Below are 15,359 nucleotides of genomic sequence, written 5' to 3'. Positions count from 1 at the left end.
AAAAATCAGAAATGATGAATCGGAAAAATATATTTATACAACTGGCCATCGTATTGGCGATCATCATTGTTGCCAATCTGGTGTCAGAACAGCTTTATTTCAGGCTGGATTTTACGGAAGACAATCGCTACACATTTAGTGATGCTACGCTGAAGGTTCTGGATGAGCTGGATGGTGTCGTTACCGTAACCGCTTACTTTTCAGAGGACCTGCCTCCACAGCTTTTGAAGAACAAACAGGATTTTCAGGATCAGCTAGTGGAATACGAAAACAGGTCGGACGGAAATATTGTTTTCGAGTTTATAAGTCCGAATGAAAGCGAGGAAAAAGAGCAGGAAGCTCAGCAAAATGGAATCCGGCCGGTCATGATCAATGTAACTGAGCGCGACCAGGTCCAGCAAATGCGGGCTTACATGGGGGCTGTTTTGCAGATGGATGACCGTAAGGAGATCATTCCGCTCATTCAGCCTGGAGCAGCGATGGAGTACTCCTTAACGACTGCTTTGAAAAAGATTTCCATCACAGACAAGCCTAAACTGGGTCTCATTCAGGGCTATGGAGAGCCATCCTTGCAGGCCATACCACAGCTAATGGAGCAGCTTTCGGTTCTTTATGATGTAGAGCCATTTAGAATAAAGGATACCAGCGCTGTGCCTTCCTACTACCGGTCACTACTGTGGATCTATCCAAAGGATTCTGTTCAGCAAAGAGAATTCAATAAGCTGGACAGGTACCTTCAGCAGGGAGGTGGGTTATTTATCGCTCATTCCACAGTGGAAGGAGATATGCAGCAGGGGTTACTATCCGGAACCACCGATGTAGGTTTGATCAGCTGGCTGGCCGAAAAGGGTCTTTCGTTAGGGAAAAACTTCGTTGTGGATGCTAACTGCGCAACGGTAACCGTACAACAACGGCAGGGCTTTTTCACCATTAACAGTCAGAAAGAATTCCCTTATTTTCCGATGATTTCCAACTTTGAAGATCACCCTGTAACGCAAGGTCTGGAGCGAGTCATGTTTCCGTTTGTGAGTGCTATTAGCTTTACACAAGCTGATACTTCTTATAACCAGGTTCCACTGGTTTATTCATCAGAAAATTCCGGTTTGGTGACACCTCCCAGCTACATCGACATCCAGAAGCAATGGTCGCGGGGAGATTTTACTACAGGGCCTCAAATACTGGCCGGGGGCCTGGATAATGGAATATCGAAGCTCGTTGTGGTTGCTAATGGAACCTTCTGTGTGAATGGTGAAGGTCAGCAGCCTCAGCAGCAGAATGAGGACAATATTAATCTGGCTTCCAATGCTATTGATTGGATAGCTGATGACACAGGCCTTATCAACCTCAGAACCAAAGGAATTACCTCCAGACCTTTGGATGAAGTGGAAGATAGCACCAAGGTGATTATAAAATACGGAAATGTATTTGCGCCAATTCTTCTGATTCTGATTTACGCTTTCATTAGAAAACAGAGAAACAATCGTAAGCGTCAAAAGTGGATGCAAGGAAACTATCAATAATAACGAGTTATGTTGAAGGGAAATAATACAATGAAATTATTGGCCGTACTGGCCGTACTGGTGGGTGTCTTTTTTATTCTGAAATACACCGGAAGTAACGACCGAAGTGAGTCTTTTCGCTCTGAGCTCGTTGGCATAGACCCGGAAGCTATAACGAAGGTAGAGCTGCTAAGTCCTCAGGACTCCACCTATTTAAATAAAACAGATGATGGCTGGCGAGTAAATAACTCAAAGCCTGCGGATAAAAATACGGTCATCAGTATGCTGAAAAACCTGAATAACATTCAGCCGTCCCGTTTGGCATCCCGGTCTGAGGATAAGTGGAAAGATTTCCAGGTAGATGAGTCCGGCTTACGAGTTGTGGCCTACGAGGGGTCCGAAGAGGTCCTTGATATTATTTTGGGACGATTCAATGTAGAAGGACAGCGCCAGTTTTACTCGTACGTTCGCCTTAGCGGAGAGAAGGACACATACGTGGCAAAGGATTTTATGAAGATGAGTGTGAGCACCGGTGCTGATGCCTACCGAAATGATGACGTAATCCGTGTAAAGAAAGACTCGATAGCCAGCATTGATTTTAACTATCCTGATAGTGCATTTACACTAACCAGGGCAGAAGGTCAATGGCAGATTGAAAATGTGAAAGCAGACTCAGCTGCCACAGTAAAATATATGAATGGGTTGAACCTGCTATCCAGCCGTAAATTTGCTGAAAATGAAGGTTACTCTGCTCAATATGATGTGATCTATAACCTGAAAAGCGGTGAGAGCATCCAGGTAACCAACTACGGTGAGAATCGTGTAGGGTCAGCCTATAATCCTGAAGAATTCTGGCAGGATGAAAATGTCGTTGATAAGCTATTTAAAGGGAAATCATACTTTTTGAGCTCAGAAAATTAGTATCTTGGCTTTAAGGAAAAGGCAATTAGACGAACTTTTGAATGACCATACCAGTTTAATTGCTTAAGAGTCAAGAATTATGAAAGCAGTGCGTGTACTATTTTTCTGTTTTATCTTATCATTTTTCGCTTTCCAGTCACATGGACAGGAGGTAGAGTGGATCTCTTTTGAGGAAGCGGTGAAGCGCTCAGAAAAAGAGCCCAAAAAACTTCTGATCGATATTTATACAGACTGGTGTGGATATTGTAAAAAAATGGATAGAGAAGCTTACGGGAATAAAAAATTAGCCGAATATATTAATGAAAATTTTTATCCCGTAAAATTTGATGCTGAGCAAGAGGGGTCTATTAAGTTTAATGGACATACTTTTAAGTTCAATCCAAATGCAGGAAGAAGAGGAACACATGAGTTAGCAGTTGCTTTAAGTGGAAATAAATTAACTGGGTATCCCTTAACAGTTTTCATGAATGAAGAATTTCAAATTATCCAACCAATACCAGGTTATATGGATGCCAAGGCTCTTGATCCTATTCTTCGCTATATTGGTGACGATCATTTCAAAGACACTCCCTGGAAAGATTTTCAAAAAAAATACCAGTCTTCGCTTTAAGGATGCAACCCTGGGTAATTAGCTTTAGTCTTTAACAAAAAGACATTTATGAAAAAGCTATTTTTATCCGTTTTTGCTTACGGACTTCTATTCTACGTTTTTGCCCAGTCTTCCGAGACTCGTACTCTGGCGTCATTTGATCGGGTATCTGCAGCAGAAGGTACAGAGGTTTATTTACAGGCAGGAAGTAAAGAAACCGCAAAAATAGAGGCAAGGGGCATCCCGGTAGAAGACGTGCTTACAGAGGTAAGCGGAGGCAGGCTCAGAATTCATCTGGAGGGTAACAACCATCGAAATGTAGATGTAAAAGTCTACGTTACCTATCGTACCCTGACAGGCGTGGGAGCATCTTCAGCAGCATCGATCGTAGTGGAAGATGCTGTAGATGCAGGTGATGATTTTGATATTTCGGCCAGCAGCGCTGGTAGTGTGAAGGTTTCCGTTTCTGCGGAGAATGTAGACATAGACGTATCCAGTAGTGGGGACGTGGATGTGGAAGTAAATGCTACTGAGCTGGATGCTGAAATGTCAAGTGCAGGGGACATTAATATCAGCGGAAGAGTGAGGTTTGCTGATATTGGAGGCAGTAGCTCCGGAGAATTTGACGGATATGATTTTGAGTGTGATGAAGCAGATCTGAGTGTAAGTAGCGGGGCTTCCATTAAAATCACCGTTAAGGAAATGCTTGATGGCCGCGCCAGTTCTGGCGGTTCTATCCGGTATAAGGGTGATCCCCGGGTAGATGCCAACACAAGCAGTGGAGGTTCCATCAGAAAATCTTAAATCAAGAACTTAATTTTTAATTTCTTATTGCTTTAAAGCCTGTTCAATTGAGCAGGCTTTTCTTTATTTGTGCAGGTTTACACTCATCGAAGTTATAAAATGGGATCGAAATTAAATTCATTATTGATTTGGCTAATCGGAACTACTTTTATTGCAGCCTGCTCAGGCAGCGATGAAGTCAGGAGGGACCGGTTTTTCCTCCAGGGAAACAATGCACTTACGAACAATGAATATGATCAGGCCATTGATTTTTACACCAAAGCTCTGAGTGTAGATTCTGCTTTTGCCCGAGCTTATAATAACCGGGGTGTGGCATACATTAAAGACGGACGTCCCTATGAAGCTATTCAGGATTACAACGCTGCTATAAGGTTGGATACGGGCTATTCTGATGCAGTTTTTAACCGCGCATACGCTTATGAGCAAGTCGGCAAGATCCAGAGTGCATTACAGGATATTGAGACGGTGAGGAGAGCCTTTCCGGATTCTTCCTATGTTTATTTCTATCGGGGGCTGCTGGAGTCCCGGTTAAAAGATTATGAAGCCGGGGTCAGGAGCTTTGAAAAGGCCATACAACTGGATAGTGCTAATGTTGAAGCACAGGTAAACCTGGCCACTATTCTCTACTTCCAACAGGATTATGCCCGCTCCAAAAAACTGTTGTTTGACATTCTCAAAACTCATCCGAATGAGGCTAATGCATTGAATACATTGAGCCAGCTCTATACAGCTCAATCTAATTATCAGGATGCACTTATCACGATCAATCGGGCTTTGGAAATTGTACCCTCTGAGCCGTATTTCCTGAATAACCGGGGACAAATATTCCTGGAAATGGATTCGTTGCGTTTAGCTCTGGAGGATATTAATAGAAGCATCTATCTGAATCCGGATAATGCCTGGGCATACAGAAACAAAGGAATCTATTTTCTGAAAGGGGGAGATTACTCCGAGGCTGTGCGGTTATTCAATGAAGCGATAAGTCGTGATGAGTTTATTGATGAGATCTATTCTTATTTAGGGCTTGCATACTATCGTGATGGTAATAAAGCCAATGCATGTGCCGCATGGAAAGAGGGTGAAAAGCAAAAAGAACAGCGTTCTGTTACCTACCTGGATCAGTTTTGTAATTAGGTTTCTTCTTCCTTCAACCTGAATAGCTTGTAAAGCGAGGCGATGTGACAAAAGAAAACAGCAGGTACAATAAAGGTGGGCAGTAACACATAAGGGAAATAGAATACTGCCATATTTGGTTTTTCGAATAGCATTGGATCAAAGAAATAAGGAGTGGCTATGATCGCACGGCTCACAATGTTGATAAGAAGGCCCAACGCAAGGACATTCCAAATAATAGCTGCCAGTTTGCTTTTACTTTTGAGGCCTACAAAAAACAGGCCTGCAAATGGAGCTGAAATACCGGAGAGGATGTCATAATTTAACCCTTCGAAGGTCATGGCCTCAGAGATCACTCCCTGGAGGAAAAGCCACCACAAAACAATTTCAATCGGTACCCGGATGATGTGAATATATGTGAGGGTGGTAATCGGCATTTGTTCAATAAATGTCCTTGATCGCTTCCAGATAAATAATAGCAGGATCACAAAAACCATGAAGGCTACAAACAGCATAAGCCTCGGTGGCCGATCTTCAAAATTCAGAAAGAAATCCTGTAGAGTGAGAGTGGACACCACAAATATCCAAATGACTAAAAGTGTAATGAAAACGGTAGTGGTATTGCTTTTTGGATCTGCGGCTTTATTGACTGCAAAATACAGGAAACCAAAAGTGGCTACAACACAAGCTAAAAATGTAATACTTATGTATTCCGGTATGTTTTCCATTATTTAGGGTGATTCTAAGCAATTTAACTTTTTCTGAAGAAATGTTAAACCTACAGGTGCATTTTCCTTTTTTGATAAGGTACAATCAGGTCCGGACGCCACTCCATGAATGTAAACCATTTGATTATTTTTACGGCTGACTCATGAATTTCATCGAACAACTCAAAAATAAACTGGAACACCCCTTACCAGGAGCCGAAGCTCATAGATTGATGTCACCCCGATTTTCCTCAGGTAGTAAGATCCGATTCAACAATCCGGCTTCCCCGAAAAAGGGCGCTGTCCTCGTGCTTTTGTATCAGCGGGAGGGTGAATTCATGTTTCCGTTGATCCAGCGCCCTACATATGATGGAGTGCATAGCGGACAGGTGGCTCTTCCCGGCGGGAAGATGGAGCCGCAGGATCCGGATCTGTTTCATACCGCCCTAAGAGAAGCTCAGGAAGAGATTGGTGCCGTTCCATCAGATATTGAAATCCTCGGAACACTAAGTGAGTTTTTTGTGGCAGCCAGTAATCATCTGGTATTACCTGTGGTGGGATATCAGCGATCCATTCCCAGGTTTGTGCCGGATAATTTTGAGGTAGCAGAAGTCATTGAAGCCAGGATAAGTGAACTCCTGAACCATGAGAAAAGGAGGGAAAAGGAAATTGTAACCAATAATGGGCATCGGTTACGATCTCCCTATTTTGATATTCAGGATAAAGTGGTTTGGGGGGCCACGGCCATGATGTTAAGTGAATTTGCTGAAATAATCAGAGAACTATGAATGAACCTTTAATCACCAATGATGCAGTCGTATTTGGGATCCTGATGCTGATCCTTGGATTTGTTTTTATCACATCCAGTAGTGAAAAAACGGTCTGGAAGAAATTTTATGGGGTGGTCCCTGCCTTGCTGGTATGTTACTTTTTACCTTCCCTTTTGGGAACTTTCGGGATAATTGACCCGGCTCAATCAAGGCTGTATTTTGTGGCGTCCAGATACCTGTTGCCGGCGTGTCTGGTCCTTCTTACCATTAGTGTGGATCTGAAGGAGATACTAAAATTGGGTCCCAAGGCGCTCATCATGTTTTTTACGGCCACCATTGGTATTGTGTTAGGCGGACCGATTGCGATCCTGATCTTTTCAGCGGTTGCGCCGGATGTGATCAGCGCTCCTCCACCCAATGAGATATGGCGGGGCATGACTGCTATCGCCGGATCATGGATAGGGGGAGGAGCTAACCAGGCGGCTATGAAAGAAGTGTTTCAGGTAAATGGGGAGCTTTTTTCCAAGATGGTGGCTGTAGATATCATTGTTGGGAATACATGGCTCGGTGTACTGCTGGCAGGTATTGGTTACTCCAGGGTTATTGATAGAAAGCTGAAGGCCGATGCTTCCGCCATAGAATCCCTGAAACATAAAATGGATGAATTCCAACAACGTACAGCAAAAATTCCCAATGTTACTGACCTGATGAAAATCCTTATGGTAGGTTTTCTCTGTACGGGAGTTGCTCATTATCTAAGTGATCTTATTGTTCCCGCTATTGAGACTAATTTTCCTGGGTTGGAACGGTATAGCTTAACCTCGGGATTCTTCTGGATCGTGGTGATAGCCACTACCATGGGGGTAGTACTTTCATTTACGAAAGCCCGGGAGCTGGAAGGAGCCGGAGCCTCAAAGATCGGTAGTGTTTTCATATTTATCCTCGTAGCAACCATTGGTATGCATATGGATATCATGGCGGTATTTGATGATCCCGGGTTGTTTCTGGTGGGAATCACCTGGATGCTGATCCATGTGAGTCTACTGATCGTTGTTGCCATTATAATCAAGGCTCCGTATTTCTTCATTGCAGTGGGTAGTACCGCAAATGTGGGAGGCGCGGCATCTGCGCCCGTAGTGGCAGCTTCTTTTCATCCTGCATTGGCGCCGGTTGGGGTCCTGCTTGCTGTTTTGGGCTATGTTTTAGGGACGTACGGAGCTTACTTATGTGGCATCTTGATGGAATTTGCTTCACCATGATGCAGGAACATCAAACCACATTTACCCTGAAAGCTCCTTACTTCACTCTAAATGAGTTTACGGATCGTACATCCAGGGTGTGGCTGGTATTTCATGGCTATGGTCAGCTATCCAGGTTTTTTATACAAAAATTCAAAGGACTGGATTCAGATCAGAATTTTATCATAGCTCCTCAGGGGCTTTCCAGGTTATACCTGAGTGGCTTTTCCGGAAGGGTAGGAGCGAGCTGGATGACCAAAGAGGATCGCCTGACGGATATAGAGAATCAGTACGCTTATTTAGACGCTGTCTTAAGTGCCTATCCCGGGATCAAAAATCGGGAGTTGGTCTATTTTGGTTTTTCCCAGGGAGTGGCCACTATGTGCCGGTATGCAGCGCATTCTAAAAGGTCTTTTACTAAAATGATCATCTGGGAAGGCACTTTTCCACCTGATTTGAGTGAAGGTGACTTTGCTTTTATGACGGGCAAAGAGCAGGTGACCTATTTTACAGGAGATAAGGATCCGTTTTATAAAGACGGTATGAAGGAAGAGCAGCGCGAAGCTGTGCGACGAGCAATGCATGTAGACCCGGACCTAACCGTCTTTGATGGGGAGCATGAGGTAGTCGCTGAAATAATAAAAGAATTATGATTGTTCGATTTTGAACGCCAAATTGTACTATTTTAGATCACTGTAAAGGCAATTAACCATCGATTTATCTGAAAGCCAGTAAGTTGTGGTTTTGGTATTGGTTTTGCGGAAACTGACAAAAACTAAAACATGATTAAGCTAAACGATGTAGATAAGTTCATTGAGTCTAAATATCAGCGCGTGTTTATTCTCAAAAGCATCAACCTTGAAATAAAGGAAGGTGAATTTGTAAGTATAATGGGTCCGAGTGGTTCAGGGAAGTCAACTTTGATGAACATCATAGGGATGCTGGATAAGCCTTCTCAGGGTGAGTATTATTTTCTGGACGAGCCGGTGCATCGTTTTAGTGAGCGAAAAACTTCAAAGATCCATAAAGAGCACATCGGTTTTATTTTTCAGGCCTATCACCTGATCGATGAGCTAAATGTATATGAAAACATCGAAACGCCACTTTTATACAGGGGTGTTAAGCGAAAGGAAAGGGCCAGTATGGTAGCAGAAATGCTTGACCGCTTTAATATGGTGGCGAAAAAGGATTTGTTTCCGGAGCAATTGTCGGGTGGTCAGCAGCAGCTGGTAGGGGTAGCCAGAGCGATTATCGGGAAGCCTAAGTTGCTTTTGGCCGATGAGCCGACCGGTAACTTGCACTCTTCGCAAGGCGAGGAGGTTATGGAACTTTTAAAGAAGCTGAACAAAGAGGGCATGACCATTGTGCAGGTGACGCATAATGAGAAGTTTGCTGAGTACGGTTCGCGGATTATTGAGCTGGAGGATGGTGCTATTAGGAAGTGATAGGTGGCAGGTGGCAGAAGGCAGTAAGGAGTAAGCAGTGGCAGAAGGCAGTGGGCAGAAGGCAGTAGCAGAAAGCAGTGGCAGTAGAATTGGTAATATGCAAAGTAATGGTCAATAAGCAATAGGCAAAAAAGATAAAAGATTAGAGCATTTGAAAATGGCAAAGGAGGAAAATCCCGAAGGGATGAAATAACTATAGCTCTTGACATAAGAGGTAAAACAACCCCGAAGGGGTGAAACAAGCTGGAACAACAGGCAGTGGCAGTAAACAGACAGACAGTAAGGAGTAAGGCAGTAAGCAGTAGTAGTGGTCAAAGTTAAAAGAAGCCTTTGCTGCTGGCTGCAGCTTCCTCTTGCATTTCTTCAGATAGTTCTTGGCCTAAGTATCGGTCAATCAGGTAATGAGCTAAATAAATGAGTGGGGTGAGGACAATAGCTATTACAAATTTATAGGTGTAGTTGATCACCCCAACCGAGAGTACCTGCGGAATACTCCAGCGAGATCCTGACGGAGCAAGGACATAAAAAGCGATCACCAGGACTACAAAACTGTCGATGAACTGCGAGATCAGCGTAGATCCTGTTGCTCTCAACCAGATCATTTTGCTGCCGGTAAGCTTCCTCAGCTTTTGGAAAACAAAAACGTCGAGCAGCTGGCCAATTAAAAATGCTATGAGCGAACCTACGATGATACCCAGGCCCTGTGTGAATATTTTTTTAAATGCGTAGTTGATGTTAAACGGGTTACCCTCAGGATCTGTGTTGTTTACATTGAGCCAAAAATCAGCAGGAGGGAGCAAAGTTACCAGGTAAATCACCAGGAATGCATAAGCGATACAAACCACGGCGAGGTAGCTGATCCTGCGAACACCTTTCTTACCAAAATACTCATTGATGACATCCGTAGTAACAAACACAATGGGCCATATTACCACCCCTGCAGTCAGGTTGAAATCCAGAACATGTCCACCAAATAGTGGGATATTGGCAGGCGACAGGCCAAGGGTTGCCTCCCCTGAAAAGATCTTGACCCCAATCATCTCTGCGAGGATTGCATTGGTAAGAAAAATGCTGGCCAGAATGATGAATAGGGTCTGTCTTTTATTCTTCAAGGCAATTTATTTTACGATAAACTTTTTTCCTTCTTCAGCCAGATCAGTGTTTGGGAAAACAGCTCTTGCTTCTTTAAGCATCGGACGCAGGTCTCTATACCGTGTAGAAAAGTGACCGAGCAACAGCCTGCCCGCTTCGGCGTTTTTTGCCAGCTCTCCAGCCTGTGCCGCTGTAGTATGGTAGGTATTGGCTGCCCGCTCTTTCATATCTTCCATAAAGGTAGACTCATGGTAGATCATATCTACATTCATGACCTTTTTATAAAGCTCAGGAATATATTTGGTGTCGGAGCAATACGCGTAGCTAAATGGTTTTTTTGGCGGAAACGTCACAGCTTCATTTTTGTAGCGGATGCTTCCATCTTCATGAAATAAGTCCTCACCGTCTCTCAGTTTGTTTATCAGGTTTGGGGGTAACTGCTCTTTCAACTCATTTTTATTAATGCCGCGTTTTTTAGGTTTCTCTCTAAACAGGAACCCGGAGCAATCTATGCGGTGATCGAGGGGTAAGGTTTTTACTGAAAGGAGCTCATCCTCATAGATCACCTCTTCGGTATTTGGGGTCCATTCAGTAAACTTTATGTCATAGGACAGGCGGGTGGTGGAATATTTTAACTGAATGGTTATTATCTCGGAAAGACCGGGCGGCCCGTAAATATGGAGATCGCTTTTCCTTCCGTAAAGGTGTAATGTGGAAATCAGGCCCATAAGTCCGTAATAATGATCTCCGTGCAGGTGTGAGATCAAAATATAGTTAATCCGGGAGAGCTTGATCTTATATTTCTTGATAAGAAGCTGCGTACCTTCCCCACAATCAATCAGAAAATACTTGTTTTGTACCCGTAATAACTGGGATGTGTGATGTCGATTGTGGGCGAAGGCTGCTGAGTTTGAACCTAATATTTGTACCTCTAATGCCAAGTGTCAGATATTACTCCTCGTCACCTTCTCTTAATCCCTTCTCAATTTCATTGAGCAGGGCGGCATCTACTGCTTCTTCTACAGTAGGCAGGATATCTATGACTTTATCCAGCTGACTGATATTTATAAGTTTCATTACGTGCTCTTGCACTTTGCACATGATAAATGATCCGGATTCACTGAATAATCTGTTTCCTACCAGAAGTGAGCTTAGTCCTGAAGAGTCTGAGTATTTGACTTCTTCCATATTGAGGATGACATTTTGTACTCCTTCGGCCTGAAGCGTTACAAATTCTGATTTCACTTCAGGTGCAATAGAAGAATCCAGCTTCTCTTCGTCTATCTTTAAGATGGTGTATTGGTCTTGTCTGTCTATTGAAAATTTCATAGTTCTGTTTATTTGAATTGGGGTGATCCAGGGAGCTGGATCTGTCATAATCTACTTAGCGTCTTCTCTATATTCTTCTTGATCCTGTTCAGAATGTTTTCATCTGAATCTCTGATAAATCGCTGGCCTGTGATCTTCTCAAAGAGTTCAATGTATCGTTCAGAAACGGAATTTACAAACTCCTGAGGCATTTCGGGCATTTGTTGGCCTTCTTTCCCCTGGAAACCATTACTGATTAGCCACTGCCGGACAAATTCCTTTGATAGCTGCTTTTGTGATTCACCCTTTTGCTGACGATCTTCATAACCTTCAGCGTAGAAATACCGGCTGGAGTCGGGTGTATGAACCTCGTCTATCAGCAGGATCTGTCCGTCACTTTTTCCAAATTCATATTTCGTATCCACCAGGATAAGGCCCTGCTCTTTGGCGAGCTTAGTACCTCGTTCAAAGAGCTTGTAAGTATACTCTTCCAGCTTCTCGTATTCCTCTTTAGGCACAATGCCCTGAGATAAGATCTCTTCTTTGGAAATATCCTCATCATGGCCTTCGTGGGCTTTTGTTGTAGGAGTGATGATCGGCTCAGGTAAGGGGTCATTTTCATTTAACCCTTCAGGCAATGAAATACCACACAGGGTTCTTTTGCCATCCCGATACTCTCTCCATGCATGACCCGCCAGGTAACCTCTGATGACCATTTCCACTCCAAAAGCTTCACACTTTTTACCCACAGTTACATTAGGGTCAGGGACGGAAATCACCCAGTTGGGGACAATGTCCCTGGTTTTTTTTAAAAAGGTAGCTGCAATCTGATTTAGTACCTGACCTTTAAAAGGAATAGGCTTGGGAAGTATCACATCAAAGGCTGAGATGCGATCAGTTGCAACCATGACAAGCTTATTGCCAAAGGAATAAACATCCCTGACCTTGCCAGTGTACTTATCAGTTTGGCCTGGAAACTGGAAGTCGGTGAATTTGATGCCTTGTGACATGGTGGGCAAAGATAATGATCTATGCGGAATAATTACCCCACCAAATATTACAGTGTTGTATCAGGTTTATTTCAGTTATGGGATGGGATGGCACTAGTTAAAACCTGCTTATCTACCAACCCTGATTATCAGCTTGTTACTATTGATTTTCTGTGAGGTTTTGTTCCTCTGCTATTTCTCCAAACTGATAAAGAATTCGCCTTTGCGGATTTCCCTTTTTATCATAGTAGAACCACTCTCCGTTTCTTTTATTCCTCACATAATTGCCTTCGTATTCCTTTTCTCCGTTTTTGTAATATTTGGTGAAGAGGCCATGCAGCCGGTCTATTTTCCAGTTTTCCAGGGTGAGGAGCGAACCATCATTGTAGTAGGTTTTTGCTTCACCCTGTTTATTTCCGTAAGCGTAATTGGTTTCGCTGGCAACCCGACCATTTTCATAAACAGTCCTGAGTCCATGGAGTTTGCCATTTTGATAGGTTTCGACTAGCTCTGGTTTGCCTTTTTCATTGTTAAAAGTCCATATCCCGTGAGGCAGTTCATTGAGTAATTGTTTTTTAGCCAGTACTTTTCCCTTTTCGGAATAATCTGTGATCCGGGCGTCCATTCCTTTATTGGAATACATGGCCTCCATTTTAACCGAACCATCCGGATAGTATTCCATGTTTTTACCGTTGCGATAGCCATTGGCATATTTGAATGACTTATGCAAAGAACCATCCTCATAGTAGGCAATGTACTCTCCTTCCAACCCTCCATTCTCATAAAAACCTTTAGATTTCAGCTGGCCGCTTTCATAGTAGTATTTGATAAACCCTGTTCGCTGGCCTCTTTCATTCAGCGCTTCCATTTCCAGCTTCCCTGATGGGAAATAGGTCTTGTAAAAACCGTCTAGCAAGCCTGATTTGTATTGAGCTTCCAGCTTCAGGTTCTCGTTTTCATAATACTGCTTAGTGATTCCATTAGGCTTCCCATTCAGATAGATGGTCTCATCTTTTTTGTTTCCGTTCTCATAGTACTCAATCACCAAACCGTCCGGCTTGCCTTTTTTGAAATGCGAAATCCCCTTGACCCGTCCGTTTTCATCGTACAGTTTTAGTTCTCCGGTCAGGGTGTCATTAACGAAAGTTGCCTGCTGAACCAGCTGACCGGAGGGAGTGTAAACCCTGGTTGTTCCTTGCTTTAGGTTGTTTTCGTAGTAGGTTTCCCGTTGCACAGATCCATCCTCATAGTAGTTGATAAACTTCCCTTCCTTTTCTCCATCGTCAAAGGTTCCTTTGACAATAATGTTCCCGTGGAAGCTATAACGAGTATAGGGCCCATCAACACGGGCGCTATCATCTCCAAGGATGATGTATTCTTCTTTTACTCTGGAAGGATCCTCTTCATAGTAAGTTTTAATCTGGGTTTGAGCTATGGAGTAGAAATGCCATAGCAGGCACAATGCAGTAATGGAAAGTCTCATAGCAACACAAATTTGTACACCCTTATATAAATTTCTATTTAATTCCCTGACAATCAAAACCTAAAACCATTAAAATTGGAAAGGCCCTCAATTTTGAGAGCCTTTTGACCGTTTGATTTTCGTCAATTTCAGACTTTTTCTATTACGATGGCAGAAGCTCCGCCACCGCCATTGCAAATGCCTGCTACCCCAATAGTGCCATTGTTTTGTGTTAAAACGGAATTGAGTGTAGCGATGATCCTGGCTCCTGAAGTGCCCAGTGGATGACCCAGTGCTACAGCACCACCATTGACATTAACCTTGTCCGGGTCCAGTTCCAGCTGTTTGTTGTTGGCGATAGCTACAACAGAGAAAGCTTCATTAATCTCATAAAAATCCACATCGGATTTTTCCACGCCCGCATGCTTTAACGCCCGTGGGATCGCAAGGGCAGGGGCTGTGGTAAACCAAATGGGGTCTTGTGCCGCATCCGCAAAACCTCTGATCTTAGCCAGTGGTTTCAGCCCGAGCTCTTCCATTTTCTTTTTGCTCACTACCAGCAAAGCAGAAGCTCCGTCATTGATTGTTGAAGCATTGGCGGCAGTTACCGTACCGTCTTTGTTAAATACAGGTCTGAGACCGGGGATCTTTTCAAAATTTACGTTCTTATACTCCTCATCTTCATCCATGACGATGGGATCTCCCTTTCTTTGAGGGATCTCTACAGGTATGATCTCATCCTTAAATTTCCCTTTTTCGGTAGCCGCGGCTGTTCGCTGATAAGAGTTGATTGCATATTGGTCCTGTTCGGCTCGGGAAATGTTCATTTCTTTCGCGGTGTTGTCTGCACAGCTGCCCATGGGGAATCCATTGTACACCTCCCAAAGGCCATCATGCATGAGTCCATCCAGCATCTGACCATGACCGTATTTGTATCCGAATCGTGCTTTAGGAATGTAGTAAGGAACATTAGACATGCTTTCCATTCCACCGGCTACTACCACATCATTGATGCCCAGCATGATGGACTGTGCTGCGAACATGACCGATTTCATGCCGGAGGCGCAAACTTTATTTACTGTGGTACAAGGGACGTTATGGCCTATGCCAGCTCCGATGGCTGCCTGTCTTGTAGGGGCCTGACCCAGTCCTGCTGAGATTACATTCCCCATAAAGACCTCGTTGACCCGATCAGCCGGCACACCGGATTTTTCGAGAGCTCCTTTTATTGCTTTACTTCCAAGTTCAACAGCCGTAAATCCGGAAAGACTTCCTCCGAAGCTTCCGATAGGGGTGCGGACTGCTGATACAATGTATGCTTCTTCCATGTTTGGTTTGGGTTTTATGATTTGGGTTTAGTGTTTAATATTTAACTACATCTGACATCAAATCGCGACTTTGATATTGGTGTTTAAGTTCTAA

General features: G+C 43.6%; 16 protein-coding genes. 9 read left to right on the top strand and 7 right to left on the bottom strand.

The genetic code is table 11. The features are described from left to right. Positions 1-11 precede the first annotated feature (11 nt). From AC3E9V_RS14710 to AC3E9V_RS14690, 5 genes are all read left to right on the top strand, one after another. The gene (locus tag AC3E9V_RS14710) at positions 12-1,520 is read left to right on the top strand and encodes a GldG family protein (RefSeq protein ID WP_488748888.1); all 1,509 of its coding nucleotides are present in this window, start codon (positions 12-14) and stop codon (positions 1,518-1,520) included. A 9-nt stretch (positions 1,521-1,529) separates the two neighbouring features. After that, positions 1,530-2,420: a DUF4340 domain-containing protein gene (locus AC3E9V_RS14705; protein WP_488748887.1), complete on the top strand. Its 891-nt coding sequence runs from the start codon at positions 1,530-1,532 to the stop codon at positions 2,418-2,420. Positions 2,421-2,499: 79 nt separating this feature from the next. Beyond that, positions 2,500-3,030 (top strand): thioredoxin family protein, encoded by a 531-nt coding sequence (locus AC3E9V_RS14700; RefSeq protein WP_488748886.1) that lies wholly within the window; start codon positions 2,500-2,502, stop codon positions 3,028-3,030. A 48-nt stretch (positions 3,031-3,078) separates the two neighbouring features. Further along, entirely contained in the window at positions 3,079-3,813 is a 735-nt protein-coding gene (locus tag AC3E9V_RS14695; RefSeq protein WP_488748885.1) for a head GIN domain-containing protein, read from the top strand. Positions 3,814-3,912: 99 nt separating this feature from the next. Beyond that, the gene (locus AC3E9V_RS14690) at positions 3,913-4,947 is read left to right on the top strand and encodes a tetratricopeptide repeat protein (protein WP_488748884.1); all 1,035 of its coding nucleotides are present in this window, start codon (positions 3,913-3,915) and stop codon (positions 4,945-4,947) included. Here AC3E9V_RS14690 and AC3E9V_RS14685 read toward each other — a convergent pair. After that, positions 4,944-5,654, bottom strand: coding sequence for a hypothetical protein (locus AC3E9V_RS14685; RefSeq protein WP_488748883.1), 711 nt, complete (start codon positions 5,652-5,654; stop codon positions 4,944-4,946). The genes AC3E9V_RS14690 and AC3E9V_RS14685 overlap by 4 nt on opposite strands. Before the next feature lie 143 nt (positions 5,655-5,797). On the opposite strand from AC3E9V_RS14685, the gene AC3E9V_RS14680 reads away from it, so the two are divergent. From AC3E9V_RS14680 to AC3E9V_RS14665, 4 genes are all read left to right on the top strand, one after another. After that, a complete protein-coding gene (locus AC3E9V_RS14680) occupies positions 5,798-6,421 on the top strand; it encodes an NUDIX hydrolase (RefSeq protein ID WP_488748882.1) in 624 nt (207 codons plus the stop codon). Further along, a complete protein-coding gene (locus AC3E9V_RS14675; protein ID WP_488748881.1) occupies positions 6,418-7,662 on the top strand; it encodes a DUF819 family protein in 1,245 nt (414 codons plus the stop codon). The genes AC3E9V_RS14680 and AC3E9V_RS14675 overlap by 4 nt, the downstream gene beginning before the upstream one ends. Then, on the top strand, positions 7,659-8,294 hold the full coding sequence (locus tag AC3E9V_RS14670) for an alpha/beta hydrolase (RefSeq protein WP_488748880.1): 636 nt from the start codon (positions 7,659-7,661) through the stop codon (positions 8,292-8,294). The genes AC3E9V_RS14675 and AC3E9V_RS14670 overlap by 4 nt, the downstream gene beginning before the upstream one ends. A gap of 129 nt (positions 8,295-8,423) precedes the next feature. Continuing rightward, positions 8,424-9,086, top strand: a complete 663-nt coding sequence (locus tag AC3E9V_RS14665; RefSeq protein ID WP_488748879.1) for an ABC transporter ATP-binding protein — start codon at positions 8,424-8,426, stop codon at positions 9,084-9,086. A gap of 317 nt (positions 9,087-9,403) precedes the next feature. Here AC3E9V_RS14665 and AC3E9V_RS14660 read toward each other — a convergent pair whose 3' ends face one another. The 6 genes from AC3E9V_RS14660 to AC3E9V_RS14635 form a co-directional block, all read right to left on the bottom strand. Further along, the gene (locus AC3E9V_RS14660; protein ID WP_488748878.1) at positions 9,404-10,198 is read right to left on the bottom strand and encodes a queuosine precursor transporter; all 795 of its coding nucleotides are present in this window, start codon (positions 10,196-10,198) and stop codon (positions 9,404-9,406) included. A gap of 6 nt (positions 10,199-10,204) precedes the next feature. After that, on the bottom strand, positions 10,205-11,119 hold the full coding sequence (locus AC3E9V_RS14655; protein ID WP_488748877.1) for a ribonuclease Z: 915 nt from the start codon (positions 11,117-11,119) through the stop codon (positions 10,205-10,207). A 10-nt stretch (positions 11,120-11,129) separates the two neighbouring features. Beyond that, complete coding sequence (locus AC3E9V_RS14650; protein WP_488748876.1) at positions 11,130-11,507, bottom strand: STAS domain-containing protein; 378 nt, start codon at positions 11,505-11,507, stop codon at positions 11,130-11,132. Positions 11,508-11,551: 44 nt separating this feature from the next. Continuing rightward, a complete protein-coding gene (locus AC3E9V_RS14645) occupies positions 11,552-12,496 on the bottom strand; it encodes a phosphoribosylaminoimidazolesuccinocarboxamide synthase (RefSeq protein WP_488748875.1) in 945 nt (314 codons plus the stop codon). A 139-nt stretch (positions 12,497-12,635) separates the two neighbouring features. Continuing rightward, positions 12,636-13,958, bottom strand: a complete 1,323-nt coding sequence (locus AC3E9V_RS14640; protein WP_488748874.1) for a toxin-antitoxin system YwqK family antitoxin — start codon at positions 13,956-13,958, stop codon at positions 12,636-12,638. Between the two features lie 128 nt (positions 13,959-14,086). Then, the gene (locus AC3E9V_RS14635; protein WP_488748873.1) at positions 14,087-15,265 is read right to left on the bottom strand and encodes an acetyl-CoA C-acyltransferase; all 1,179 of its coding nucleotides are present in this window, start codon (positions 15,263-15,265) and stop codon (positions 14,087-14,089) included. Positions 15,266-15,359: the final 94 nt, after the last annotated feature.

Source organism: Marinoscillum sp. HNIBRBA16962 (assembly GCF_057801515.1).
The sequence above is the reverse complement of the archived record's forward strand: the minus strand, read 5'-3'. Positions and strand labels throughout refer to the sequence as shown.